The 26,406-nt window shown below is 35.5% G+C and carries 24 protein-coding genes and 2 pseudogenes; 6 read left to right on the top strand and 20 right to left on the bottom strand.

Annotation, left to right across the window (positions count from 1 at the left end; genetic code table 11):
• Nucleotides 1–410 precede the first annotated feature (410 nt).
• The 14 genes from DMC01_RS01975 to DMC01_RS01910 all read right to left on the bottom strand — a co-directional run bounded on the left by DMC01_RS01975 (nt 411) and on the right by DMC01_RS01910 (nt 14,403).
• Nucleotides 411–1,340 (bottom strand): aldo/keto reductase, encoded by a 930-nt coding sequence (locus tag DMC01_RS01975; protein ID WP_142692620.1) that lies wholly within the window; start codon nt 1,338–1,340, stop codon nt 411–413.
• On the bottom strand, nt 1,318–1,899 hold the full coding sequence (locus tag DMC01_RS01970; RefSeq protein WP_142692619.1) for a transketolase C-terminal domain-containing protein: 582 nt from the start codon (nt 1,897–1,899) through the stop codon (nt 1,318–1,320). Before DMC01_RS01970 ends, DMC01_RS01975 begins: the two co-directional genes overlap by 23 nt.
• Complete coding sequence (locus DMC01_RS01965) at nt 1,890–2,804, bottom strand: transketolase family protein (RefSeq protein WP_142692618.1); 915 nt, start codon at nt 2,802–2,804, stop codon at nt 1,890–1,892. The genes DMC01_RS01970 and DMC01_RS01965 overlap by 10 nt, the downstream gene beginning before the upstream one ends.
• Entirely contained in the window at nt 2,797–3,621 is an 825-nt protein-coding gene (locus tag DMC01_RS01960) for a transketolase (RefSeq protein ID WP_221887119.1), read from the bottom strand. Before DMC01_RS01960 ends, DMC01_RS01965 begins: the two co-directional genes overlap by 8 nt.
• Nucleotides 3,621–5,453, bottom strand: coding sequence for a GDP-L-fucose synthase family protein (locus DMC01_RS16140; RefSeq protein ID WP_142692616.1), 1,833 nt, complete (start codon nt 5,451–5,453; stop codon nt 3,621–3,623). Before DMC01_RS16140 ends, DMC01_RS01960 begins: the two co-directional genes overlap by 1 nt.
• 11 nt (nt 5,454–5,464) lie before the next feature.
• On the bottom strand, nt 5,465–5,734 hold the full coding sequence (locus DMC01_RS01950) for a hypothetical protein (protein WP_142692615.1): 270 nt from the start codon (nt 5,732–5,734) through the stop codon (nt 5,465–5,467).
• A complete protein-coding gene (locus tag DMC01_RS01945; RefSeq protein ID WP_142692614.1) occupies nt 5,715–6,812 on the bottom strand; it encodes a GDP-L-fucose synthase family protein in 1,098 nt (365 codons plus the stop codon). The genes DMC01_RS01950 and DMC01_RS01945 overlap by 20 nt, the downstream gene beginning before the upstream one ends.
• Nucleotides 6,813–6,911: 99 nt before the next feature.
• Nucleotides 6,912–7,997 carry an NAD-dependent epimerase/dehydratase family protein gene (locus DMC01_RS01940; RefSeq protein WP_142692672.1) on the bottom strand — a complete coding sequence of 362 codons (1,086 nt, stop codon included), beginning with the start codon at nt 7,995–7,997 and terminating at the stop codon, nt 6,912–6,914.
• 351 nt (nt 7,998–8,348) lie between these two features.
• Entirely contained in the window at nt 8,349–8,609 is a 261-nt protein-coding gene (locus DMC01_RS01935; RefSeq protein ID WP_142692613.1) for a type II toxin-antitoxin system RelE family toxin, read from the bottom strand.
• Complete coding sequence (locus tag DMC01_RS01930) at nt 8,599–8,874, bottom strand: type II toxin-antitoxin system RelB/DinJ family antitoxin (protein ID WP_142692612.1); 276 nt, start codon at nt 8,872–8,874, stop codon at nt 8,599–8,601. The genes DMC01_RS01935 and DMC01_RS01930 overlap by 11 nt, the downstream gene beginning before the upstream one ends.
• Before the next feature lie 492 nt (nt 8,875–9,366).
• Entirely contained in the window at nt 9,367–10,701 is a 1,335-nt protein-coding gene (locus DMC01_RS01925; RefSeq protein WP_427846087.1) for a hemolysin family protein, read from the bottom strand.
• Between the two features lie 470 nt (nt 10,702–11,171).
• Complete coding sequence (hemH, locus tag DMC01_RS01920; RefSeq protein ID WP_246058946.1) at nt 11,172–12,245, bottom strand: ferrochelatase; 1,074 nt, start codon at nt 12,243–12,245, stop codon at nt 11,172–11,174.
• On the bottom strand, nt 12,242–13,279 hold the full coding sequence (locus DMC01_RS01915; protein ID WP_142692611.1) for a Gfo/Idh/MocA family protein: 1,038 nt from the start codon (nt 13,277–13,279) through the stop codon (nt 12,242–12,244). Before DMC01_RS01915 ends, hemH begins: the two co-directional genes overlap by 4 nt.
• Nucleotides 13,276–14,403, bottom strand: a complete 1,128-nt coding sequence (locus DMC01_RS01910; RefSeq protein WP_142692610.1) for a DegT/DnrJ/EryC1/StrS family aminotransferase — start codon at nt 14,401–14,403, stop codon at nt 13,276–13,278. Before DMC01_RS01910 ends, DMC01_RS01915 begins: the two co-directional genes overlap by 4 nt.
• 297 nt (nt 14,404–14,700) lie before the next feature.
• On the opposite strand from DMC01_RS01910, the pseudogene DMC01_RS16355 reads away from it, so the two are divergent.
• Nucleotides 14,701–15,391, top strand: a pseudogene (locus DMC01_RS16355) (IS1595 family transposase); the annotation flags it as partial.
• A 419-nt stretch (nt 15,392–15,810) separates the two neighbouring features.
• Here DMC01_RS16355 and proB read toward each other — a convergent pair.
• From proB to DMC01_RS01880, 5 genes are all read right to left on the bottom strand, one after another.
• Entirely contained in the window at nt 15,811–16,572 is a 762-nt protein-coding gene (gene proB / locus DMC01_RS01900; RefSeq protein ID WP_142692608.1) for a glutamate 5-kinase, read from the bottom strand.
• 455 nt (nt 16,573–17,027) lie between these two features.
• Complete coding sequence (gene recO / locus DMC01_RS01895) at nt 17,028–17,642, bottom strand: recombination protein RecO (protein WP_142692669.1); 615 nt, start codon at nt 17,640–17,642, stop codon at nt 17,028–17,030.
• Nucleotides 17,643–18,814: 1,172 nt separating this feature from the next.
• Nucleotides 18,815–19,663 carry a glycosyltransferase family protein gene (locus tag DMC01_RS01890; RefSeq protein ID WP_142692607.1) on the bottom strand — a complete coding sequence of 283 codons (849 nt, stop codon included), beginning with the start codon at nt 19,661–19,663 and terminating at the stop codon, nt 18,815–18,817.
• Nucleotides 19,638–19,880 (bottom strand): glycosyltransferase family 9 protein, encoded by a 243-nt coding sequence (locus DMC01_RS01885; protein WP_142692606.1) that lies wholly within the window; start codon nt 19,878–19,880, stop codon nt 19,638–19,640. Before DMC01_RS01885 ends, DMC01_RS01890 begins: the two co-directional genes overlap by 26 nt.
• 115 nt (nt 19,881–19,995) lie before the next feature.
• Nucleotides 19,996–21,831, bottom strand: coding sequence for a glycosyltransferase (locus tag DMC01_RS01880; protein WP_142692605.1), 1,836 nt, complete (start codon nt 21,829–21,831; stop codon nt 19,996–19,998).
• Between DMC01_RS01880 and DMC01_RS15725 the strand changes: the two genes are divergently transcribed.
• Nucleotides 21,819–21,950, top strand: a complete 132-nt coding sequence (locus tag DMC01_RS15725) for a hypothetical protein (protein ID WP_282432223.1) — start codon at nt 21,819–21,821, stop codon at nt 21,948–21,950. The two genes, DMC01_RS01880 and DMC01_RS15725, sit on opposite strands and share 13 nt — an antisense overlap.
• A gap of 380 nt (nt 21,951–22,330) precedes the next feature.
• Here the strand turns inward: DMC01_RS15725 and purM are convergent, their stop codons facing one another.
• The gene (gene purM, locus DMC01_RS01875) at nt 22,331–23,317 is read right to left on the bottom strand and encodes a phosphoribosylformylglycinamidine cyclo-ligase (protein WP_142692604.1); all 987 of its coding nucleotides are present in this window, start codon (nt 23,315–23,317) and stop codon (nt 22,331–22,333) included.
• A 58-nt stretch (nt 23,318–23,375) separates the two neighbouring features.
• On the opposite strand from purM, the gene coaE reads away from it, so the two are divergent.
• The 4 genes and pseudogenes from coaE to DMC01_RS14680 all read left to right on the top strand — a co-directional run.
• Nucleotides 23,376–23,948 (top strand): dephospho-CoA kinase, encoded by a 573-nt coding sequence (coaE, locus tag DMC01_RS01870; protein WP_142692603.1) that lies wholly within the window; start codon nt 23,376–23,378, stop codon nt 23,946–23,948.
• 54 nt (nt 23,949–24,002) lie between these two features.
• Nucleotides 24,003–24,761 (top strand): diaminopimelate epimerase, encoded by a 759-nt coding sequence (gene dapF, locus DMC01_RS01865; protein ID WP_142692602.1) that lies wholly within the window; start codon nt 24,003–24,005, stop codon nt 24,759–24,761.
• Entirely contained in the window at nt 24,736–25,446 is a 711-nt protein-coding gene (locus tag DMC01_RS01860; RefSeq protein ID WP_142692601.1) for a glucosaminidase domain-containing protein, read from the top strand. Before dapF ends, DMC01_RS01860 begins: the two co-directional genes overlap by 26 nt.
• 711 nt (nt 25,447–26,157) lie before the next feature.
• Nucleotides 26,158–26,388 (top strand): annotated as a pseudogene (locus tag DMC01_RS14680) (hypothetical protein); the annotation flags it as partial.
• Nucleotides 26,389–26,406 lie beyond the last annotated feature (18 nt).

Here is a 26,406-nt window from a genome sequence, read left to right as displayed (position 1 = left end):
GAAAATGTGTAAAATGCTTTGAAAAAAGATGAGTTTGTGAATTTGTGTCCATAAATTCACACATACTTTGAACTGTTGTTTTGGTGCTTGAAATTTGCCTTCTTGTTTTGAAATTTGAAACAATGTGAAGAGCTTGAAAAATAATGAAATTTTCAATGATGACAAAGGCACAAAAGGCTTGTTTGAAAGTTTCTTTCTTTGTTTTTGTGAGCTTAAAATGACAAAACCGTGTGAGAAAATTAGTGTTTGTAAAGAGATAGCAAAAAGTGTAAAAAGTGTAAAAAGTGTAAAAAGTGTAAAAAGTGTAAAAAGTGTAAAAAGTGTAAAAAAGAGTAACTGTATAAAAAAGGATAAAAGCACAAAGTGTGCTTTGAATTTTAAGGCAAGATGAAGATAGAAAAAGGGGAGTATTACCACCCCCCCCCCTTACTTTGAGTGTTGTTTAGTTCTATATTTTTACTAGCAAGGGCATTTACAGCATTAAAATTCACAGACGCCAAAGACTTAAAGCCCTCAAGCCACTTAATCCTTTCATAGCCAAAAAGCTCTAAAAACAAGCTTTTATTTGTATCAAGCCTTGAAATTTCACTTAGATCGCTTTCATCCAAGCTAAAATCAAAGATGTCAATATTTTCCCTTAATCTTTGCTTGTTTGTGCTTTTTGGTATGACTATGATCTTATTTTCTATATGCCAACGCAAAATGATCTGTGCTACGGTTTTGCTGTGTTTTTTGGCTATTTTGCTTAGTATTTTGTTTGTAAAAATGTCTTTGCCCTGAGCTAAGGGACACCAGGCCTGTACTGCTATATTTAAATTGTGATTAAAAGAAAGCTCTTTTTTTCTTTGATAAAAAGGATGAAGTTCAAGCTGATTTAAGCAAGGCTTAATTTCGTTAAATATACAAAGATCGGCTAGTTTATCAGGGTAAAAATTACTAACCCCAAGTGCTTTTATTAGCCCTTTTTTGTAAAGTTTGCTTAATTCTTTGTAGGCTGCATAAAGATCATTAAAGGGATAATGAAGCATATAGCAATCCAAATAATCCACCCCCAAATTCTTTAAGCTCTCATCAAAGGCTTTTAGCGCGCCCTTTTTATCGGTATGGCTTATCCAAAGCTTGCTTTGTATGAAGTGCTCTTCTCTTTTAAGCCCTGAATTTAAAGCCACCTTCAATGCCCTTCCTATGTCTTTTTCGTTGGCATATTTTTGTGCTGTGTCTATTAGTCTGTAGCCTAATTCAAGGGCATCTTCTACGCATTGTTGAGCATTTTCTAAGCCAAAGGTTCCAAGGCCAAGGGCTGGGATCTTAATGCCGTTATTTAGAGTGAAATAGTGCATTTATATCCTTTACTCTTTTAACAATGCCCCTTGCGTTTAAACCAAAATACTCTCTTAAAAAGCCTTGATTTCCTACCTTGTGTATGAATTTATTTGGCAGGGCTATTTGGTGAATTTTTTGTTGATTTAAATTCAAGTTTGAATTTGCTTGTATGCTAAAACCGTCTTTTGAATTTAAATTCGAGTTCGCTTTAAAATTATCTTGTGAATTCAAATTCAAGCTTGAATTTTCTTGTGTGTTAAAACCGTCCTTTGAATTTAACTTTGAATTTGTGTCTGCTTTAAAGCCATCCTTTGAATTTAAATTCGCATTTTCTTGTGTGCCAAAACCAGCCCTTGAATTTAAACTTAGATCTTCATCAAAACCCTCTTTCAAAAAAGCACCCAAACCCCCATAAGCAAAATGCTCTTCTATCACAAAAACAGCTTCATAGCCCTTAATCAATTCTAAAATATCTTTATCTTGCGAGTTGATAAAGGGCATAGTAGCAACGGTCGCATCTAGCATTTTACCTGCCTCCATCACCTCTACTATTAGATTGCTGTGGGTTATAAGCACTCTTTTATCACCCTTTCTATACTTTTTGTGTCAATTTCGCATTTTTCGTGTAAAAACTCGCGTCCTCCAACATCAAGGCAGTATTTCTTTTTAAGCCCTATATTTAGCACTTTTTTATCCTTGAAATTAAAATTTATCTCAGCATCTAGCCCACCTGCATTTTTAAAGCCTTCTTCTACTGTTATAACTGTGCTAAAATTTTCTAGTTCTTTTTTCAAGGAGCTGTAATCATAAGCGTTTATAAGGTATAAGTCTATAAGCTTAATGCTTGGATATTTTGCCACAAGCTTGGTTAAGCTTGCACTCATATATGAGGTGCTAATAATGCAAAGCTTGTTTCCATCTTGTAGCACCCTAAAGCCCTTGTCAAACTCGCTAAGATCATTTTGCAAGGCTTCACCTGCTGAGCCGTCAAGCCTAATATATTTTGCACCGTTTTTATTCAAACTTCTTTCAACATAGCCCCTTGCTAGTAAATAATCACTTGGAGAGAAAATTTCAATGTTTGGTAGGGTTTTAATGATAGATAGATCTTCTAAACAGTGATGGGTTGCCCCACTTGTAGAATAGCTCATCCCAACTGCCACAGCGATTATATTTACTCTCATCTTTCTAAATTCACTCAAAATAGCCATATTTACGCGAATTTGCTCAAAGGCTCTCATAGAAATAAAGGGTGCAATGGCATATATATAAACTATAAAGCCCTCCAAAGCAAGCCCCACGCCAACATTTATGGCATTTTGCTCGGCTATGCCTATATTTATGACCTGCTTGGGACATTCCTTTCTAATTTTATCCAAAACAGGAGCACCAAAATCCACGCTGATTATGATGATTTTCTCGTTTTGTTTCATTTTTTCAAATAGCTCTTCTAAAAAAGCATCTCTCATTGTCTTAATCATTTTCTATCCTTTTTATAAGCTCGTCAATCTCATCAGACTTTATAGACAAGATATGACAAAGCGGATCCTTTTCTAAAAACTCAACCCCCTTGCCTTTGATGGTATTAGCTATGATGATCTTTGGCTTAGCCCCCCTTAATGGTAAAACCTTTTTGAAAACATCATAAATTTCACTTGGACTGTGTCCATCTTTTATCTCAAAAACATCAAAATTAAAGGCTTTGAATTTTTGTGCTAGAGGGTCTAAATCAATAATATCCTTTGTAAAGCCTAGCATAGAAGCACCGTTTTTGTCTAAGATGATGCTTAAATTATCAAGTTTGTGCTGGGCTGCAAACATTATGCCCTCCCAAACGCTACCCTCATTTAACTCCCCATCGCCCATCAAACAAAGCACATTTTGTGTTTTGCCTTGCTTTTTTAGCCCAAGGCTAAGCCCACAAGCAGTGCCAAGTCCGTGTCCTAAGGAGCCGTTTATGGTTTCATAGCCTGGTATAGTAGGCTCTGGTATGGTGCCAAGAAAGGAGCCATTTTGCCCTATCTTTTCTAATTCTTTTGTGTCAAAAAAGCCCAAATCCGCCAAGATAGGATAAAGGCAAATCGAGCCGTGTCCTTTGGAGATAATAAATCTATCCCTTGTCTCATCAAGTGGGTTTTTTGGATTAAACCTAATAAAACCTCCATAATACAGAGTCGTTAAAAGCTCAATGCAAGATAAGGACGAAGCCACACGAACTATGGGTTCTATCTTGTGAAGTTTTAGGGTTTGGATTTTGACATATTTAAGTTTGGCTTGAATTTCTTGTCCATTTTTCATCATTTCATCCTTTCTTGTGCTGTTTTGGCGTGAATTTGTGCTGTCTTAGTGCGAGTTTTTGTAAGGCTTTCATTGTGTATCCTTTGAATTTGTGCTGCGAGTGTTTCGTGTGAATGTATGAAAAAATGGTAATTTGGCTTGTTTGTAAAACTCTGTTTTGTAAAGAAAAAGTGCATAAAAAAAGATAAAATTAGCAATTTTTGAGTGAAGTTAAGCCTTGAAAAATCTGAGTTTATTTCAGTGCTTAAAAATAAAAGCCAGCTTTTGAATGAATTTAAAAGCAAGGCAAGGACTTGAGTTTGTGTGAATTTAAGTGTGAGTGCTAAAACAAAATTTAAACTTGGTTTTAAGGCAAGATAGGGTTTAAAATATAAACACGTTTTTTTAACAAGGTATAGATCTTTGTCATATTGAGCGAAGCGAAATATCTCAAAAATGCTTTCTTTGCTTTTATTTAAAATGAGTAATTTGATAAGCTTGTGTGGAAAACCTAACTCTTTTTTAATAAAAAGCCATTTTAAAACAAGTTTTTGTATGAATGTAAAGAAAAGATAGAGTGTGAATCCTAAAATTAGCTTTAAACTGAGTTTTAAGGCTAGTTTAAAATCTAAATCTAAATTTTGAAATAGTTTTAAAACAAGTGCTAAATTCAAAAATAGGCTTTGAATTTGTATTTGCGTGAGCTTTAATGTAAGTGCAAATTCAAAAGCTTGAATTTGTATTTGCGTGAGCTTTAAAGCAAATATAAACTCTAAAACAAGATCAAGGGGTATTACCCCCCCCCCATTATAAGTGCTTAAATAATGCTTATAAAGGCTTTTTATCCCATCTTCAAGGGAGATTGTTGCCTTTAAGCCAAGCTCACTCATCTTGCTAATATCCACTAGCTTTCTTAAAGTGCCCTCATCCTTTGTGCTATCAAAGATTAAATCGCCCTTAAAGCCCACGGTGTCTTTGATTAAAAAGGCTAACTCTTTTATGCTTATATCAAAGCCAGGTCCTAAATTTAAATGAGAAAGCCCCTTTAAGTCCTTAAAATTCACAGTTTCAAGCAAGGCTATCAAAGAAAGGCTTAGATCATCGCAGTGTAAAAACTCCCTTCTAGCCTTCCCACTTCCCCAGACCCCAACGCCTTTCTCGCTTATATTAAAGTACTTTAAATAAGCCCTTGCTTCTTTTAAACTGTGAATTTTTTCATCCAAAAAATTATTTATATCCGCTAAAAGCCTTTTTTCGTCCTTATTTGCTAGGCATTTTGCAAGGTGCATCTTTCGCATCAGCGCTGGTAGGACCTGAGCTCTTTTTAAATCAAACTTGTCCTTTGTGCCATAGAGTGAAGAGGGAGCAACTGTGATGAAATTTGTGTCATATTGTAGATTATAAGCCTCGCAAAGTTTTAGCCCTGCGATTTTGGCTATGGCGTAGCCTTCGAAGTTGTATTCTAGCTTGGAATCAAGCAGATAGCTTTCCTTGATGGGCTGGGGGCAAGACTTTGGATAAATGGTGGTTGAGGCTAGGAAGATTAGCTTTTTAACCCCTGTTTTAAAGGCACTGTGAATGACATTGTTTTGTATCATCAAATTTTCGTATAAAAAATCCGCCCTTTTTGCGTTTGCTTCTTGCATACCAGCTGATTTTGCCGCACAAAGCACGACAAAGTCGGGTTTTTGCTCGTCAAAAAACTCACTCACAGCTTCTTGCTTGCTTAAATCAAGCTCACTGTGGGGCTTTAAAATTAAATTATTAAAGCCTTTTTGTTTAAAGGCTTTAAGCAAAGAAGAGCCTACATTTCCGCTGTGTCCTGCTAGGTAAATTTTATCGTCTTTTTTCATTTGCAAGTCCTTTAAGCTGCAAATTTGCAAGAGCTTTTGAAATCTTTTGAAAGTGCAAAAGGCGTGAATTTATTTGAGTTTGTAAAAATAGCAAAATATAAAAAGGCTTGAATTTGTTTAAATTCAAAGAAACTTTGTAAATTTGAGTGAATTTTAAAGATAAAATAAAAGATAAAACAAGAATTTGAATTTGGCTTGAAGTAAAGCGACAAGCAAGGCAAAAAGCCGTGAATTTTAAGGCAAGATAAAGATAGGGAAGTATTACCCCCCCCCCCCCCCATTTGCAAGGGCTAAAGCAAGGGCTTGATTCTTCAAGGCATAATCTTCATACATAGCCCTTAAGCCAGCTTTTAATGAAATTTCAGCCCTAAATCCAAGTGCATTTAATTTACTAAGATCAGCTAGCTTTTCTACTGTGCCATCTTGCTTTGAACTTTTTTCAAAAATCAGCTCACCCTTATAGCCTACAATGTCCTTTATAGCATAGGCTAGCTCTTTTATAGATACTAAAACCCCATTTCCTACATTAAGATGAGATGATAGGCATTTGCCCCTTGCGTCAAACTCGCAAGCGTCCTTAAAGCTAACCCTTTGCATCACAAAAAAGGCTGCCCTTGCTAGATCATCGCAGTGCAAAAACTCCCTTTTGGGAGCTCCTGTGCCTAGCATTTGTATGTGATCCTTAAAAAGTTTGTGTTTTTGCATAAAATTTAGGGCTTCTTCGTAGCTTTTTGCGCCTAAATCAGCCATTAAAAGCTCTTTTTTATTTTCAGCCAAAAGCTTGGCAAGATAAATCTTTCTAAAAATGGCAGCTTGCACGTGAGAGCTTTTGAGATTAAAATTATCATTTGCCCCATACACGCTAACAGGCGCAAGGGCTATGAAGTGGGTTTTATACTGAGTGTTGTAGTATTCGCAAGATTTTATGCCTGCGATTTTAGCTATGCCGTAAGGCTCGTTATTTGGCTGTAAATACCCACTTAACATAGACCGTTCTTTGATGGGAAGTTGGGTAAATTCAGGATATACGCAAAAGGATGCTAAAAATACTAGCTTTTTAACCCCATATTTATAGGCAAAATGCAAGACATTGCTTTGCATTTGTAAATTTTGATATAAAAAATCCGCCTTTAAATCAAGCTGGGCTAGCATACCCCCAACCTTTGCCGCACAAAAAAAGACAAACTCAGGCTTATAAGTGGCAAAAAAGCTTTCTGTGGCTGCTTGATTACACAAATCAAGCTCGGCGTGGGTCTTTAAGAGTAGATTTTCAAAGCCTTCTTTTTGAAGTAATTTTACAAGAGCTGATCCCACAAGTCCCTTATGACCTGCAATGAAGATTAAACTATCTTTTTTCATAGTTCAACCTTTTAAAGCAAATTACTTGCAAGAGCAAGATAAGATAAATGTGAAAATAAGAGAAAGTTTTTAAGGTAGTTGTAAGAGCGAGTAGATGGGTTACCCCCCCCCCCCCGCAGTAGAGGCTAGATAATAAGCATACATCTTTTTAATCCCTTCTTTTAATGAAATTTCAGCCTTAAAGCCAAGTGAGTTTAGCCTTGAAATGTCCATAAGGCGGTCCATAGAGCTATCAGGGCGGCTTGCGTTAAAATAAATCTCGCCCTTAAAGCCAAGCTCTTCTTTTATCATCAAAGCTACTTCTTTAATGCTATAATCCACCCCCGTGCCTACATTTATGTGGGTGTTTTTTATCTCTTTTTCGTTATTATGCAAGTTTTTGAAATCCACATTTTGCATTACAAAAATACTAGCCCTTGCAGCATCAATGCTATGTAAAAACTCCCGCCTAACCTTGCCTGTGCCCCAAATTTCCACTTTATCCTTGCTAATGCCCCAAGAGTTTAGGAAAGTTTCTGAGTCTTTAAGAGAGTTAAATTTGTTTTCTTTGCTAACTAAATGTGTATTTAAATCCTGTAAAAGCCCTTTTTCATCGCCTTTTTCTAAGAGCTTGGCAAGGTGAAATTTGCGAAGCAAGGCAGGTAAGACCCTGCTTTTGTTAAAATCAAAATTTGCCCTTGTGCCGTAGAGATTGTTAATGGCAAGGCAGATGAAATTTGTATTATACTGCAAGTTAAAGCTTTCGCACATTAGAGCTTGATTTATCTTGGCAAGCCCAAAGGGAGTGGCGTTATACTCCATCTCGTCTTTTAGCATCACTTCTTCTTTGAGTGGATTTTGTGCAAGATAGGGATACATATAGCCAGAGCCGTAGCAAATGAGCTTTTTTACCCCAAATTTAAAGCAAGAATGAATGATATTTGTTTGCATAGCGGTGTTTTCGTAGATAAAATCTGCCCTTTGCCTAAAATTTGAAGCCCCACAAGGAAGAACTGCCGCAAAAAACACAAACTCAGGTCTTTGCTTTTCAAAAAAGTCCCTAACAGCTTGCTGATTTGTCAAATCAAGCTCTTGGCGAGTTCTTGTGAGAATTTGCGTGTAGCCATCTTTTTTAAGCTCATCAAGCAGTGCCGAACCCAGCGTCCCCCTGTGTCCTGCTACAAAGATCCTACTATCTTTTTTCATACACCCTTTTTGCATTATCTGCCTTTTGTCCTTTTAAACTTTTATCCCTTAAACTCTTATTACTTAAAGAGTCTTTGTAGCTTTTTTGCCTTTTTAATTGCTATTTTAAGAGCCAGAACTCTTGATGATTTTAAGATATTTTTCTTTAAAAAAGAATATTTTAGCACCTTATATAAAACAAAAAACAACAAAGCAAGGATTTTATGCCTTAAATTCACAAAAATTCACACAAAGATGTGAATTTTTGACTTTATTTTAGCAATTTTTAAGGCTTTGTTTGCAATTTTTTAAGAGCTTGTAAAAATTTACTTATCTTGAATTGCCACTTAGCTTTTAGCAGTTTTGTGAAACTCATTTATAAATACCCCCTCTGCTGTCTATGTCATAGGCATAGATTAGGATTTGCGACTCTATGATTTCATAAAGCAAACGGTATTTGCCAATTCTTAATCTGTAGTGGTTCTCATAGCCCTCAAGCCTAGCTATGTCAAGGCCGTTTTGGTAGGGGTTTTGGGCTAGAAGTTCAAGTTTGTTAAGGACTCTTTGTCTCATATCCTTGTGTTTGGCTAGAAATTTATCCACTGATTTATGCGTTTGTAGCCTATACGCCATACTTTGCCTTTAATTCTTCAAGACTTATGGTCTTGCCCTCCGCTAAATCCTTTTTCGCTCTCTTGTAGGCTTTTAGATTTTCTTTCGTCATAATGGTGCTTGGATCTATATTTGAGCTTACTTCAAAGGGTATGGCACCTGTGTTTATGACCTTTGCGGCAAACATTCGCAAGGCTGTGCCTATGTCAAGTCCCATATTTTTAAGTATTAGCTCAAAATTTGCCTTGTCTGTGCTGTCCATTCTAAACTGAACTACTGAACTCATTTTTTATCCTTTTGTATGAAGTTGTAGTATTTTAGCATAGCTTTGTATGTGTTTTTTTAAATTTTATAAAAAATTCACGGTTTTAAAAGAGTGATTTAAAGCAGTTTAACTTTGCCTAAGCCTTGCACATTATCTTTCACACAATTTTAAAAATCCTTTAAAAGTTACCATTTTTAAAAACAAGGTTTTTAAAAAAGCGTTTTGTCTTAGAAAATGTGTGCAAAATATAAGAAAATGACAAGTTTGCGTGATAATACTTTTTTGCAAAAGAGTTAAAAAGATATGCAAAGGTTTTGTAGGCTAAAGTGCCATATTTAAGCCATAGCTATGCCGAAGCTTTTTGACACAAAGGATCTCAAAAGAGCTTACAAGAGTTTAACACGGTTTAAGTGTTTAAATTTCAAATGCTTTCAAGAAACAATTATAAAGCATTACAAGATAGTAAGAATTATAAAATTTAGCAAGGAGTTTTGAATTCGCGTGGCTTTAAATTCACTCAGTTTTTTTGATGATCTTAATGGTATCTATGGAGTTTTGATCCATCTTTTTTACCTCATAAAGGCAAAGCTCATCCTCTATCTTATCGCCAACAACAGGCAAACGACCCAAGAGATTAAAGACATAGCCACCTATGGTATTTTGCTCTAAATTATCATCAAAACTAATTAAAAGCAGATCCTCAACAGTTTCTATATCACAGCGACCCTTAAATTCATAGACATTTTCGGCTAGTTTTTTGTAATTTTCCCCCTTATCATCGTGCTCATCATTTATATCACCCACAATTTCTTCCATTATATCTTCCATAGTGATAAGCCCTGCTGTGCCTCCATACTCATCCATCACCAAGGCTGTGTGTGTTCTTTCTTTATTCATACGAATTAACACCTGAGAGATGCTGACATTTTCAGGCACTAAAAAGATAGGGCGCACAAAGTCCTCTAAGTCTTTTTTGCCCTGTGTGATCTCATTTTGCATTAGATCTCTAATGTGAATGATTCCTAGGATATTGTCCTTTGATTCGTCTATATAAGGAAATCTCGTGTGTTTGCTCTCGCTTACTATCTTCATATTTTCCTTGTAGGATTTGTTTTTATTAAGGCAAATCATATCCTTTCTTGGAGTCATCACCTCTTTTGCCACTATGTCGCTAAAATCCACAGCATTTCTTATGATCTCTGTTTCAAACTCGTCTAAAACTCCACCCTTTTGACTCTCACTTGCTATGATCTTAATTTCTTCCTCAGAAAGCACCAATTCATCGTGTTCCTTGGCTGGTTTTACGCCTATTAATTTCAAAGAAATTCTAGCTAAGAAATCAAAGCTTTTAATGAGGGGCAAAAAGAGTATCCAAAAGATATGCAAGGGTCTTGCCACCCATAGTGCTGTCTTATCGGCCATTGCTATGGCAACGCTTTTTGGTACAAGCTCACCAATTACCACATGTAGCAAGGTGATCAAAGAAAAGGCTATGATGAAAGAAAGGGTGTGAAGTAGGGTGCTTGAAAGATTAAAACCAGAAAGCCAAAAGGACAAAAGCTTTGCAATGGCAGGTTCTCCTATCCACCCAAGTGCTAGTGAGCTTAGGGTGATGCCAAGCTGACAAGCACTAAGATAGGTATCAAGCTCAGAGCTAATCCTTAAAGCCTGCTTTGCATTTGGCTTTTTTTCCTTGACAAGCTGTTCTAGCTTAGAGCGGCGAACCTTAACAATGCTAAATTCAGAAAGAACAAAAAAACCATTCAAAAAGACAAAAATAAAGGCAACGAAGATCATAAGTGTAGAATATCCTGCATTTATAGCAGGGGGTATCTGGCTAGGGTCCAAAAAAATGCTCCTTGAAATTTCGCATAATTATAACAAAAAATAGCTATTGTTTCATTAAGATCTTTAAATTTAGCAAATTTTTAAGCTTATTTTTGCTTATGAAAGCTTTGATAAAAGCTTTTTTGATGATCTTTTAAGAAAAATTTAAATTTAATAAATTTGCTTTCTTTAAGGGCATTTTTGCAAAGGAGTTAAGCATTTTGCTTGGCAGTTTAAAACAACAAATTTATACAAAAAATAAACGCATTTTATAAAAAATTCAAGTCTAAATTCAAATTTTACTTCAAATTTTGCTAGGCTTTTAAAATGCTAAATTTTGCATAAGCTAAGCTGTGGCTTGATTTTTGCAAAAAAGAAAAAGATTGCAAACTGTTATAAGCAAAAATTTGTATATATCTTGCAAGTTGTGTAAGAAAGTTGCTAATTTTTTGTAAATTTAAAGTGTGTAAAAAATTTAAGGGCAAAAAAGCTTAATTTACATAAGCCTTGATAAAATTTGCAAAGTCCTTGCTATCATTGGGGCAAGAGATGAGTTTATAATCCTTTGCGGCTATTTTTCTATATTCAAGCTCTAATTCAAAAACAGTTTCACTACAATCAATGCAAAAAGACAGAGGATAGATCAAAGCCTCGTTTTTTAGACCTGCTAAGACCTCAGCTATGGCAGGTTCAAGCCATTTTATAGGACCAAGCTTTGATTGATAGGCAAGTAAGATCTCATCAAAATGAGGCTTCAAGCTCTTTTTTAAGATCCTAACATGTTCCTCAACATGCCTTTGATAAAGATCCCCAGCCCTTATGGTAGAAACAGGCAAGGAATGTGCCGAAAAGATTAGGGTTTTTTTACCCTCTGTCTTAAAATCCTCATTTGCTTTTAATACATCCTTAATCACCATTTCATTATAAAGCTCATTTGTGTAAAAAATGTCAAGTTCTCTTAGCTTGGCTTGAATTTGCATCTTTGAAATAGCATCTTTTACGCAGTCAAGGGCTGAAAGCACTGTGGTTTGTGAGTGGTGAGGATAGAGGGGAAATAAGATCAGCTCATCTTCTTTACTAAGCTCATACTTAGTCAAAACATCTTTTGCAAAGGGTGGGACATAGACATTTATGAAATCAAATTGAAGATCTAAATGCTGAGGTTTTTTAAAGCTTGAATTTACCGTGTTCTTTGTGTTTAAAATTTGTGAGTTTGTTTTTTGCTCTTCTTTAAGGGCTTGGCTTGTATTTAATTTTTTGCTTGAATTTTGTGAATTTGTGCTTAAATCATCTTGTAAATTCACAGTCTTACTCTTAACTTCATTATTTAAATTCGCACAAAGCCTTGCAGTTATGTCGTTTAAGGGGGATTTACCTCCTATTTTTTGATAATTTTCCCACATAGCCTTAACTCTCATCTTGGTTATCAAAAAGGCTAAAAAGGAGCGTAAAAATTTGTTTTTTATGGTTAAGATGTATTTGTCATTAAACATATTTTTCAAAAAAAGCTCACACTCAGCATAGCTAGTAGCCCCTCCCATATTCAAAAACAAAACAAGCCTCATCCTAACTCCAAACACTCTTGCGCATTGATGGCATCCTCTATGCCAGCCAATCTTCCTTGTTTGCCGCTTCTTGCAAGCTCTAAAAGCTCCTTGTGTTCGCCAGAAAGTGGGCTTTTATTTTCTAGCTCGCTAAGCACACCGTCCTTATAAAGCTTAAAATCCTTCAAATTAGCCTCAAAGAAGGATTTTTCAGTTATTACGCTAATTCTTCTTGAAACCTGAGAGCAGTTCCAGCTTTGATGCAAACTTGCTATTATTTTGTGGCTTGAATTTGTAGAGCATTTGCTAGAAAATTCAGCCTCTTGTAAATTCTTAGTTTCTAAAGGCTTTGAGTGTTTCAAACTGTCAAGTTCTTTTGAATTTTGCTTTTCTGTCAAGCCTTGTTTGCTTTTAAGATCAAGGCTTACATCTTGTGCTTTTTTAAATTTAGCTAGATCTAAACCTATCAAGCTTTCAAGCGTTATAATAGCTTCAATGTCTTGATTATTTTGCTTTATATTTATAAGGGATTTTCTAGCAAATTTAAGCCCTGTTAAAAAGCCTACTAGATCAATATCATGTATGCCTAAATCCCTTAAAATTCCCACATCGCTAATGCGAATAGGAAAGGGAGAATATCTTCTTATGTTTATTGAGAAAATTCTTTGTCCTTGAAGTGCTTTTTTAAGAGACAAAACAACAGGATTAAACCTCTCGCTAAAGCCTACTGCTACTTTGTTTTTATGCTTTGTGGCTAGTTTTTTTATCTGTTTTATTTCTTCTAAGTTCATAGCCAAGGGCTTTTCGATTAACACTGTTTGCACTGTTGGTAAGATAGCATTTGCTAGTTCTAAGTGCGAGCTTGTAGGACTTGCTATGATGACAATGTCTAGTTTTTGCTTTAAAAAATCAGAGATCCTTGTGTAAAATGGCTCCTTAAAATCCTCATTTTTTTGCAGATCATAAAGGGCTACAAGCTCGACATTTTTGTTTTTTTGTAGCTCTCTTAGATGATTTTGCCCCATTTTACCAACCCCAGCTATGCCAAATCTCACTCAAAAGCCCTTATAACCTCTGCTTGATCTTCTTGCCTTAAAAAGGCACTCATGGGCAAGGATAAAATTTGTTCGCTTACTAGCTCGGTATTTGGAAGATCCCCTAGCTTGTAGCCAAGGCTTGAAAAGGCAGCTTGCAAGTGAAGTCCCAAAGGATAGTGAATGGCACTTGGAATGCCCTGTGCGGATAGCCTTTTTACAAGCTTGTCTCTATTTTCAACACGCACAGAATACTGTGCATAAACGCTAGTGAAATTCTTTTTAACCTGAGGCAAAATCGCATTTTTCAAGCCCTCATCATAAATTTTCGCCACACGCTTCCTTTGTGCCAACTCGTCATCCAAATGCCTTAATTTCACATCTAAAATCGCCGCTTGAATGCTATCTAGCCGTCCGTTGATGCCGATGAATTGATGCTTGTAACGGCTTGTTTGCCCGTGATTTAGGTAAATTCTTATCTTTTTTGCTAGCTCATCATCATTTGTAAAGACAGCACCAGCGTCCCCATAAGCTCCCAAGGGCTTTGAGGGGAAAAAACTTGTGCAAGAAAGCTTTGCAATAGAGCAGGATTTCTTAAAGTTACCTTCTTTTTGTGTGGTAACTCCATTTGAAGCCTCATTTATAAGCTGAGTAGCCCCAAAACTTTGTGCGCCGTCCTCAATAAGGGCTATATTTTTGCCCTTGCAAAACTCGTTCAAAGCCCATAAATCAGGCATTTGCCCAAATATAGAAACAGCAATTATTGCCTTTGTGCGAGGCGTTACTAGGCTTTCAACGCTTGCTAGATCGAGATTATAATCAATTAAATTTATATCAGCAAAGACAGGGCGGGCTTTTAAAAGGCTTACCATCTCAGCAGTGGCGATAAAGGTAAAGCTTGGAACTATAACCTCATCTCCTTCTCCTATGCCAAGTGCCATAAGAGCAAGGATCAAAGATGAGGTTCCACTAGAACAGCCTATGGCGTGCTTTACGCCTACATAACGAGCCAAATTCTCCTCGAATTCATCAAGCTTTGCACCACCTATAAAGGAAGCACTTTCTAGCACCTTGGATATTTCGCTATCAATTTCTTCCTTGTAAGCTTGATACTGTGCCTTCAAATCAACAAAAGCAAACCTCATCCCAAACCTTTGCATAAAATCAAAAGATAAATTATAATAAAAATTTATAAATATTTTTGTTTAAGCCACCCTAAACGAATTTTTCTCTTATCATTTTGAGTAAAATTTGATAAAAATCTTGGCTCAAGACACTTGAATTTGATACAATATCATTTTAAAGTATAAAGAGCAAAATGAAAAACAAGTATATGATTTGCTTCCAAATTGTCTCAAAAGAAATTTAAGAAATTACGAAGTATTTTTTTGCTTCGTGCTACTCACTTGCAACTTTGCAAGAAGCCTTGGTTTAGAGGCGAAAAAAATGCTGAAATTTGCAAAATAACTCGTGCTTGTGTGAATAGAATTTTGCATGAAATTCACATTTTAATAGCCAAATAATGTGAAAAAATTAGCAAAATGAGTGGTTGAAGTTGATGAGAATTATTTTTTACTTCGCCTTACGGCTCGTAACTGCAAGCAGAAGGGGCAAAAAGGGTGCGTGGTAAGCGTGGGCGTGGGGCTGGCAAGAAAACGCCTGTGTTTTTACTTCGTGCTACGCACTCGTAACTCTACGAGAAGGAATGCTAAAACGCAATCGCACGAGTTTATACGCTAAAACACTTGCTCTGCGAAAGAGCTATTACCGATTATAAGGTACTTTGCAGATGTAGAAAATACCACAATTTCAGGAGAGCTTCAAAGCCTACGATGGCTTGGTGGATTTTTTGTTTCGTTTCACTCGCAACTGCAAGCAGAAGGAGCAAAGGCACATTATAGGGTAAAACACTCTAAAAACGAGTTTGCAAAGGGACACAACCACATAAACGGCATAGAGAACTTTTGGGGCTTTGCTAAGTTGACACTTGCTAAATTTCGTGGCATAAAAAAAGAAAATTTTATCCTTCACTTAAAAGAAACGGAATTTAGATATAACACAAAAAATTTGGGACAAAATTCTCATCAAAATTTATTAAAATTGATAAGGGAAAATCCTATTAAAGTATCTTGAGCCAAAATCTTTTTAGTATTAGAACTAAATTCTTTTTAAGTGAAAAAATTTGCTTTTAGACAGTAAGGTCGCTAAGTTTCGCAAAGTGCTTTTTGTTCGTGCTTACAAAGACAGTAAGTAAAAACATAAATGTTTTTTATTACAAGCTTGTTTCTTGTTTTTTGCGTATTCTTTTACACAGTTACGATTTAATACACAGTTGCAAGTTAGGTGAGTTTCATTTTACATTTAGAAATACTACCTAAGCATTTTAAAAAGCTTTTAGCATTCTTTAACTGTGGAGTTTGTAGTATTTTGCAAATTTATCATCTTGTGTGAGATTTGAGAAAAATTTTATCTCATAAATTCTAAATTCAGCTTTACTTATTCGCTTCATCAAGGCTAATTAAGATCTAAGATTAACTTTATATTTTTGAGTTTTAATCCCTACTAAAAAAGGTTCCTCCGATCTGTTTGTTTTCAAGCAAAAAGGCTCTTGCAACGGTCAAATCAAAGCCACTAGCCAAAAACATCTTTTTGTTTTCTTTTAAAAGCAGATCAGCTGCTCTAAGCTTTGTTACTATGCCTCCTGTGCCGTGTTCGCTACCAGCCTTTGCCTCTCCCTTTAAAAGCTCTTTTTCAATGAAAGACACCCGCTCAATTCTCCTAGCATTTGCAAATTCAGCAGGATTTTTATCATAAAAGCCATCTATATCGCTTAAAATCACAAGAAAATCAGCCCCAAAGTGCAAGGTAGCCTTGGCTGAGAGCGTGTCGTTGTCCCCAAAGATTAGCTCCTCGCTAGCTACTGCATCATTTTCATTTATGATGGGCAAAATGCCTTTTTTTATTAGCTCATCTATTACTAATTTTATGTGTTTTATGGATATGTTTGATCTAAAATCATAAGCAGTTAGTAGAATTTGCCCTGAAAATCTATTAAATTCAGCTAAAATCTCATTATAAGCCCTCATTAAATAAGGCTGTCCTAGGCTTGAAAGCACCTGTCTGTTAAGGGGATTTTTCCTATCAAGTTGAAGTTTGCTAAAGCCAGCGCTGATGGCAGCTGAGCTTACTAAGATCACCTCATAAAGACCTTCTAAATCCACTATCAAAGAAATAAGCCCTCTTAAGCGGTCTAAATTCAAGCTTTCTTTGTTGCTAATGCTAGTTGATCCTACCTTTATGACTATTCTTTGCATACTCATCCTTTAAAATTTTAAACTAGCATAATTTTTTATATTTTTAAATTCACACAAATTTAATGAATTTTCAAGCCCTCAAGGCTTTATGATTTTTTTACAAGCTATTTTTGTAAAAAGGTGTTGATATTTGTCGCAATAAGAAGCTCAAAGCTCTCTTTGTCCTTTTGAGGGACTTAGGCGATTAAAGAGGCTTAAAATATAAAATTAGCCTCTTACTTTTCTACTCAAAATGACAATTTTTCATACTAAGAGGCATATCTTTGCAAAAGAGCTTTTTTAAGCCTTCTAAGCCTTGAAATCTTCTTTTTAAAGGATAATTTGACAAATTGGCGTGATAAGCTCAACACCTTTTAAACAAAAGCCTTAAATATCATTTATAAACTTAGTGCTTTTTGAATGGCAACAAAAAAGATCAAGCTTAAAAAATTCAAAAGCGACATTATAGCACAAATTCAAAGCCCTTGTTTGATAAGGCTAAATAAATTATTTATCTCCTCATCATCAAGCACCGAGCAGTTCTTGCTTTCATAAAATTGGGCTAATTTTTTTTGATCAAAGCAAAAGCTAGGCAAACAGCGGCTATGTGCTGGCAAAAAGGCTCTTGCAAGGCTTACCTCAGTTCTTATAAGCTCATCACAAGCAAAGCAAACAAAGTCTTTATGAAGCCTTCCTTCAAATTCAAGCAAACAAGCATAGGCATCAACGATGACACGCAAGGGATTTTGCTTTTCAAAGCGGCGCACACACTCGCTTAAAAGCTCAAAATAAAAGCTCTCGCACTCCTCAACATCCCTTAAATGCGCATAAACAAGCCTTATGAAGTCTTGCCAAATGAGCATCTTGTCTCTATCAAGTAGCCAAGGAAAGCTTAAATGCATAGTATCTTTGAGGCGGGGCAAGAAAGAAAGGCTATATTCTAGCTCAAAGTCTATCTTATAGCCGCTTAAAATGAGGCTGTGTCGAAGTCCATAAAAGCGGTAACACTTATGAACGCCCTTTAAACTTAGTATAAAGACTATGAGATCCTCATCCCTTACCCTTTGAGTGTGTAAGATAAAGCCTTGCATGCTAGCCAAACCTGCCTTGAAAAAATTCTTAAATTATAGCTAAATTTATCTAGCTTCTTTGCTTGATAAGGTTTTTAAAGCCTTAGAATTTAACTGTTTTTGTGAATTTTAGCTTCTAAGTTAAATTTATAAATTTTTTTAAAGTATAGATCTTAGACACAATTTATTTTTCAAAAACTAGATCTTTTTAAAAAAATGATAAATCATAAAACTTCATTTATTTGCGTGAATTTTTAAGCCTCTTTGCTACAAAAGGATTGTAAGAACGAAGCAAGGCTGTTTTAAAAAGATTGGCTCAAAATAACTTAAACTCAAATAAATGAGTTTTAAGTGATAATTTACAAGGTGAAAAACAAGCATATAATTCGTTCAAAAATTTCAGAGGCTAAATTTAAAGAATTTTACAGCACTTTTTACTTCGTGCTATACGCTCATCTCTTTTCAAGAAGCCTTAAATTTAAAGCCATAAAAATTGCAAAATTAAGCAAAATTTTTACACCAATAAGATTATCAAAAATATGAGAATTTTAATCCTTAAAGAATGTGCAAAAATTTCAAAAAGGCGAGATTGAAATAACTGAGAGTTATTTTTACAACGCTTCGCTAGCAACTGCGTAGTAGAAGTTTGCAAAGTTTCGTTTAGTTAAATTTAAAGACTAAAAAAGAAAATTTTATCCTTCACTTAAAGGAAATTTAGACGAAAATTTTAAGGTAAAATTTTCATCAAAATTTATTAAAGTTGATAAGGAAAAATCCTCTGAAGTTGTCTTGAGCATTTTCAATTTAGTTAATACAGGCTAAATTTTTCATAAATTTTTGTGTTTTCAGCTAAATTCATTTTGACTTTTTAAAAAAAGCTTGAATTTTTGTGAATTTTTATAGCTTAAATTCACAAAAGCCAAATTTGCAAGTTATGTTTTATATGAACTTAGCTTATGAAAATTCAAGTTTTTAAGCACATTCTTGGTTATTTTGTGAATTTTTATAGCTTAAATCCACAAAATTACCCTTTGTAACAAAGCTAAGAAAGCCCTTTCTTTGAATTTTTTGCATATTTATACAAGCTACAAGGTTTATTAAGCATTATCAAGCCTATAAGAGAACAACATTAAATTCAACCGTTTTAAGCATTAAAATATCAACAAGATAAATACATTCTTTGTGAGCTTAAATCACCTTAAAAGACTAGCCACTAAGTAATTTGCCCTATCAAAAAAGCGGTTTTTATAAAAATCGTAGCGTTTTTTAAAGCCCTTTGGCAAGGTAACGCATTCGCATTCATTTCCCCAAGCCCCGCCACACCATTGAAAAGACACCTTTGCCCTCTTAATAAGCTCTAAAATAGGCACTTGAAAAACATCTGCTATATGCACATTGCCTGTATCTACGATGATTAACAAGTCTAGGCGGCTTGTAAATTCTACTAAATTTAGTAAATCCTCATCATTTACAAAAACCTTGATATTTTTTGCCTCAAATGGAGCAAATTCATACCCACTGCCCTTGAAATTCATCATCACAAAAAGCACTTGTGGGTAGGCATTTGCTAGCATTTTGGCTAATTCTACCCATTCTTTTAATGCAAACTTAAAATTTGGGTTTGAAATGCCAAAGGCGTTTATGCCTACAAGTTTTTGATAGCCCTTTTTGCCGTTTTCTTGCGAAAAATCGCCCCCTTGCAAACACTTTTTTAAGCCACATTTAGCTAAAAACTCATCAACAAAAGCCTTGTTTTTAGCCTTTGTAAGAAGCCTTGCCTTGCTAAAATCAATTTTTTTAAAATTTTCATCAAAATGCCTTTTATCAATGCTTCTAACGGCTTTTAGAATTTTATAATTTTCAAGACATTTATGCGTTTGTAAATAAAAAAATGATTGAATTTGCTTGTCAAATAGGGTTTTAAGCCAAAAGGGAGATATGATAAGCTTGATTTTAGCAACTTTTGCAGCGTTTATAATGTGAAGCTGTTTATAAGAACGCCCCAAAAGCAAAATATCAAGGGCTACTAACCCCCCCCCCATTTTCTAGGGCTTCAACAAGGCAAATTTTGTCTATGAAGTCTAAATTTTCAAACAAGGGTGCGAATTTTTTCATACAGATAAAATGTAGCTTACACTTAGGATAAAGTGTTTTGAGCGTGTAAAGGGCTTGTAGGTTGATTATATGATCGCCCAAAGAGCCTACGCCACAGATAAGTCCTATGTTTTTATCTTTCAACTTTTGGCTTTCAAAATTCATTTTTCGCCTTTTTTAAACTCATTTTTACACTTTTTTGCAACACATAAATTTATTTTTCATCCCAACTTTTTTGCATTCATTTTGTTTTCCCAACTTATTTTTGTGTTTTCAAAACTCATTCAGCTTCCTTTTTACAGCACCTTGCCACACATTTTCTAGCCTTTTCAAAAAAGGCATTTTTATAAATTTCGTAATCTTTTTGCCACTCTTTTGGCAAGAAAAGTGCCTCAAAGCACCCACCATACTGCCCGCAAGCAAAAAGTATCTCGTCTGTTTTTGCAAAAAAGCCAAGGGTATCAACGCCAAGATTATCTGCTATGTGTATATTGCCTGTGGAAAGGCTTATGCAAAGGCTTAGGCGGCTTGTAAGCTCAACTAAATTTAGCAAATCCTCATCATTTACAAAAACCCTGATGTTTTTTTCATTAAAGGGGGCAAACTCATACCCACTACCCTTGAAATTCATAAAAACAAAAAGCCTGTCTTTAAACTCGCTAGCTAAATTTTTGGCAAGTTCTATCCAGTCATTTATCTTTAAATTGTAGTTTTTTGATGAAAGTCCAAAGGGGCTTAAAGCGATGATTTTATAGGGCTTTGTTTGAATGTTTGTGCTTTCATTCTTGTAATTTTCATTAAAAATATCCCTTAAAAAATTATCCACAAAGATTTTATTTTTCTCGCAAGTTTTAAGCCTAATGGCGTTTAGTATAGCAGTGTTTGGCGTGAATTTATCTATGTTTTGGCTGTAAATTTTAGGATTTATCATTTTAATTAAATCCAAGCAACGCAAAATCTCAAGCCTTTGCAGCCTTTTTATATGCTTTGGATGCTTAAAACGAAATGAAAAAAGCGAGTGCAAATGCCTCCACGAGATGAGCTTTAACACCTTGCTTTTTTTAAAAAGTTTTATGTTTTTGCTCGTCCTATGCCCTAAAATAAGCACTTCAACGCCTTTTTCATCAAGGATTTTTGGCAAATTTTTAAGCTCAAAATTCACATTTTCAATCAAAATTTCATCGATAAAATCATAATTTTTACACAAACTTGCTCCGATTTTATTTGTAATTAGCGTGAATTTCGCCTGCGGATAGAGCCTTTTAATCATATAAAAGGCTGGAATGCTTGATATAATGTCGCCTACTCCAAGCCTTCTATCAAAGGCTATGGCTTTGGGGCTGATTTTGCTAGCCTTGTTAAGCTCGTAAAGTTTTGCGTAGCGGTAAAATGCCCCCTCAGCGTTAAGCAAAGCCACCACAAAGCCCTTGTAGCCGTAAAAAATGCCCTTTCGCAAGAAATAATCTCTAAAAAAGGTAAGAAAAAAGCGAAAAATAGCCCCAAAAAAGCTTGTTTTTTTGCCTATTTCAAACTTTTCTTGTGCTGAAAAGCTCGTGTAGCGGTTCATTTTAGTGATAATACTTTCAATATTATTAAAAGCATAATGTCTAAGAGCGTTTTTAAGATAAATTTTTTGTGCATCTTGTGGGATTATGACACTTTCGTGTACAAAATTTTTATTAAAGCCCGTGAAGTTTTTATTAAACACACGCCACACAAAGTCAGGATGCCAGCCACAAGCTTTGATCCACTCATTTGCGTAAAGGTTTTTGCGTGGCAAAGCTACTATGCAATTTTCGCTTAAATTCAAAGCCTTGATTTCGCTCAAAGCCTCATTTTCAAGCACCTCATCAGAATCAATGCTTAAAATCCACTCATTTTTTGCAAAGCTTACAGCTAAATTTTTCAAGGCTCCAAAGCCTATGAATTCGCTTGTTTCTACACGCAAATTTTTATATGTTGCGTTGAATTCTTGTGCGATTTTTAAGGTGTCATCGGTGCTGTCATTATCCAAAAGCACTATTTCGCCAAACTCGCACAGACTTTGTAAGCATTCTTGCAAGGTGCTTTGAGCGTTTTTAACAAGTATGCAAACGGTGATTTTTGAAAGATCCAAGTTTTTCCTTTGTTATAAAAATTTGTGAATTTTACCCTAAAAAATTCACAAAATTCTACACCAAAAAATGTTTAAACAAAGGCGAAAATTCAGGTTTGCGTGAATTTTATGCTAAATAATTAACGAAAAATTCCACACCAAAAACGCCAAAACAAGAGCTAAAATTCACGCTTTGTCTGAATTTTGCTTTAAAAAATTACAAGATTCAACACCGAAAACGGTAAAATTAAGGCGAAAATTCAGAGTTTTGCAAAAAAACCTAAATTTTCCGTGAATTTAAATCAAGGTGCAGTATTTCGAGCGAGAAATCGCTTATGCAAGGCGTGGGCTAGACTAAAAGCGTAGCGGTCTGCCGAGCCTTGTAGAAGTGATTTTTCGCCGAAAGACGAACCAAGCCGAATTTAAAAGCCCACAAAGAGAGCTAAAATTCACAAGAAAAGCTAAAAATTCACACCAAATTCAATACAAAAATTCACACATTTAAGCAATTAACTTAAATTCATTCTAAGCTTACCCCCTCATTTAAAACCACTTCTCCTATTATAAAAGCATCCGAGCTTTCAAGCACCGCACTCACATTTTCAGCACTAACGACAAGCACCAAGCCTACGCCCATATTAAAGCTACGATACATTTCGCCCTCGCTAACGCATTCGCCTATGCGGTAAAAGATTTCAGGGGTTTTTAGATGATGCCTTCTTATTACAGCCCCAAGCCCCCTAGGAAAAATGCGGGGTAAATTCTCAACCAGCCCCCCACCTGTAATGTGTGCTAGGGCGTTTATGTAGGGTTTGAGCCGTAAAAATTCCTTCACATAAAGGCGAGTGGGCGTTAAAAGCGTTTCGATGAGTGAGCTTTGTCCGATTTTATCGTCAAATTTAAGCTTCATCTCATCAAAAAGCACCTTTCTAGCAAGGGAAAAGCCATTTGAATGAAGCCCAGAGCTTGCCAAACCAAGCAGTAAATCTCCATTTTTAACGAATTTTTTTCTGTCAATCTCATCCTTTTCAGCTATGCCTACTGCAAAGCCGGCCAAATCAAAGTCTTTATCTGCATACATTGAGGGCATTTCTGCTGTTTCGCCGCCGATTAAAGCACAGCTACACTCTTTGCAAGCCTTTGCAATGCCCTCTACTACGGCTTTTGCGACATTTATATCAAGCTTTGCTGTGGCGTAGTAATCCAAAAAAAACAAGGGCTTTGCGAAGTTGCAAATGAGATCATTTACGCACATAGCCACTAAGTCCTGCCCTATGGTATCGAACTTTGCGGTGTCTATGGCAAGGCGAAGCTTTGTTCCTACTCCGTCTGTGGCTGCCAAAAGCACGGGCTTTTCGTAGCCAGCAGGCAGCTCAAACGCCCCTGAAAACGAGCCTATGCCGCCTAGCACGGCGGGCGTAAAAGTGGTGCTGACTATGGGCGAGATAGCCTTGACAAAGGCGTTTCCAGTGTCTATGCTGACCCCTGCGTCCTCGTAGCTTATCATTTGCCTTCCTTAGAAATTTTTTGCTATTATAGCCTAATTTCTTTCAAAAAAGGTTGAGATGAAAAGGGTGTTTTTTGTAACAGGAATTATTGCAAGTGGGAAGTCAAGCTTTATGCAAAGGGCTAGAACTTTGGGCTTTAAATGCGTTGATGCTGACAAGATAGCCCATAGCATTCTAGCTTCTTATCCAAATGAAATAGCTAAAATTTTAGACAATTCAAGCTTTTTACAAGATGGCATCATAGATAGAAAAAGGCTAGGAAGGCTTGTTTTTAATGATGATGCCTTAAGAAAAAAGCTTGAAAAATTTATGCATCCTAAGATAAAACTTGGCATAGTAGAAGAAATTCAAAAATCAAATGGGATCATCTTTGTAGAAATGCCCCTGCTTTTTGAGACAAAAGATTATGAGAATTTAGGCGAGGTAATTGTCATTTATGCTCCAAAAGAGCTATGTTTGAGCCGTTTAATGCAAAGAAATAATTTAAGCGAGGCTGAGGCCTTGCAAAGACTAAACGCTCAAATGGATATAGAGGAAAAAAGAAAACTAGCCGATATAGTCATTGAAAATTTAGGCTCTTGGGATGAATTTGAGGATAAATGCGAGGAGTTTTTTAGGTCCTTAAATTAATTTATCCAGGTTTAAAATGATTAGCTTAACAGTGCTAAATTTTAGGGGAAAACAGTGAAATTTTATAAATACAATGCCAATGGCAATGATTTTATTATCTATGAGGATGAGGGCAAAAAGGATAGAAGCGAGCTTGCAAAAGCACTTTGCGACAGACACAGTGGCATAGGAGCTGACGGGCTTATAGCCATCTTACCAAGCGATGAGTGCGACTTTGAGTGGGATTTTTACAACTGCGATGGAAGCAGACCCTTAATGTGTGGAAATGGATCAAGGGCTGCTGCTCATTTTGCTGTGCATTATCTCAAAAAGCCCTCAAAGCTTTGCTTTTTAACAGAGGACGGGGTGATTCAAGCAGAGGTTAGCAAAAATACTGTTGAGGTGCTTTTAAGTGGGGTAAAAAATGAAAAAGCTCCCTTTGAATTTGAGAACAAAACTTGGCAAGGTTGTGATACAGGAGTGCCGCATCTCGTTCATTTTTGCGAAAATTCGCACGAGTTTGAAAAATTTGATTTAAAACTTTGCAAAACTTTAAGGCAAAAATTCAACGCAAATGTTAATTACGCCCTCATCTTAGATCCTACTCATATGAGGGTTAGAACCTTCGAGCGAGGTGTGGAAAATGAAACCCTTGCTTGTGGCACAGGAATGGCAGCTTGCTTTTATCTAGCACACAAAAATAAGCTTTTACAAAGCAAGGCAAAGGTGTGGCCAAAAAGCGATGAAATGGTGTCTTTTCGCTATGAAAACGAGAGGCTTTATTTTAAGGCAGAGGTAAGGTGTTCTTTTGAAGCAAGTTATAATTTTTCTTAGTTTCTTTGTGCCTCTTTTAATGAAAGGCATTGAGGGAGGCTTTGATGAGGAGTATTACGAACTTTCAATGGATGAAAAACGCAAGGTTTTTGCTAAAAGGCTTGATGAGATGCTTGATCTAGCCTTTGAAAGGATCTTGCAAGAAAGGAATTTTGCCTTGAATTTCTTAGAGGAGGGGGCAAAAAAAGGATATAGAGAATTAGATCCTAAGAGGCTTGAAAGGCTTGTTGAAATTCAGCAAAAATACCGCATAAAGCTTCTTTTTGATGCCAAGGCTTATAGCAAAAAAATCGACATTATCCCAAAATCAATGGGCATAGCCCAGGCCATGGTAGAAAGTGCCACAGGAACTAGCCGTTTCACAAAAGAGGCAAATAATTTATTTGGTGAATGGACCTACACAGCCAAGGGCTTAATCCCAAAGCAAAGAACAAAGGGCAAGACTCATAGGGTGAGAATCTTTGATAGTTTGCAAGAAAGCGTTGAGTCTTACTTGCTAAATTTAAACCGAAATCAAGCCTATGAGGAATTTAGAACTCTAAGATTAGAACACCGTCTTAAAAACAAAAAACTAACAGGGCTAAACTCCATACAAACATTAATTAATTACTCAGAAATAAAGGGCAAGTATGTCAAAATTTTACACAGTGTAATCACAAAGTATAAGCTCAATGAGTATGATTAGTAGTTTAGCTGGATCTTTTTAAAAAAGTGTTGTTATTTAGTCCTTTTTAGGCAAAGAAGTTTAAAATTTGCAAGTTTTTGAGTGAATTTTTGAATTTGCTTTGGCTTAATTAAACTTGAATTTTATCTTATCAACTTTCATAGTTTTGTCAAAATGGTTGCTTACCATAAAGGACTTTGCAAGACTTAATGAATGATAGATTTATGGGATGGCTAGGGAACTTACTGTGGCTTGGTGAATTTTTAGCTCGCTTGGCCTGTGTCTTTTCAAGAAGAAACAAAGGTACATTGCAAAATAAGACGCAGTAAAAATGAGCTTACACGCTGCAAGAACAAAAAGGCACAATATCTTGTAAAACACAATAAAAGCTAGTTTGCAAAGGCACGAAATCAGATCAATGAAATTGTGAATTTCTAGGGATCTTGCTAGTTTGATTTAGCTAAATTTAAAGGAATTAAAACATTTCTTGCTTCATCCAAAAGAAATAGAATTAAAACAAAAATTCAAGGACAAGATTTGTATAAAATCTTGCTAAAAATGATAAGATAAAATCTGCTTAAGTTAAATTTAGCCAAATTTACACTAGAAAATTCAGTTAAGTTTCATCTTTTATATTTCATTTAAATAAAATCAAAATGCAAATTTTAGGACAAAATTCTCATCAAAATTTTGGCTCAAGACAACTTAAGCTCTAAAAAGTAGCTTCAAGTTATGATTTACAAGGTGAAAAACAAGTATATAAATCGTTTTAGAATTTCAGAGGCTAAATTTAAAGAGATTTTGAGATATTTTTTGCATCCTTACACTTGCAATTTTTGGGGAAGCCTTGATATTAAAGCCTCTAAAATTGCAAAATTAAGCAACAATTCTTGCCAAAGTATCAATAAAATCATCAAAAATATTAGAGTATTAATTGCAATAGAATGTGAAAATATTTCAAAAAGGTGAAATAGAAATTGA

It is taken from the genome of Campylobacter troglodytis, from assembly GCF_006864425.1.
In the GTDB taxonomy this organism is placed as follows: domain Bacteria; phylum Campylobacterota; class Campylobacteria; order Campylobacterales; family Campylobacteraceae; genus Campylobacter_D; species Campylobacter_D troglodytis.
Note: the sequence above shows the minus strand (reverse complement) of the source record. Positions and strands in the feature narration are given on the sequence as shown.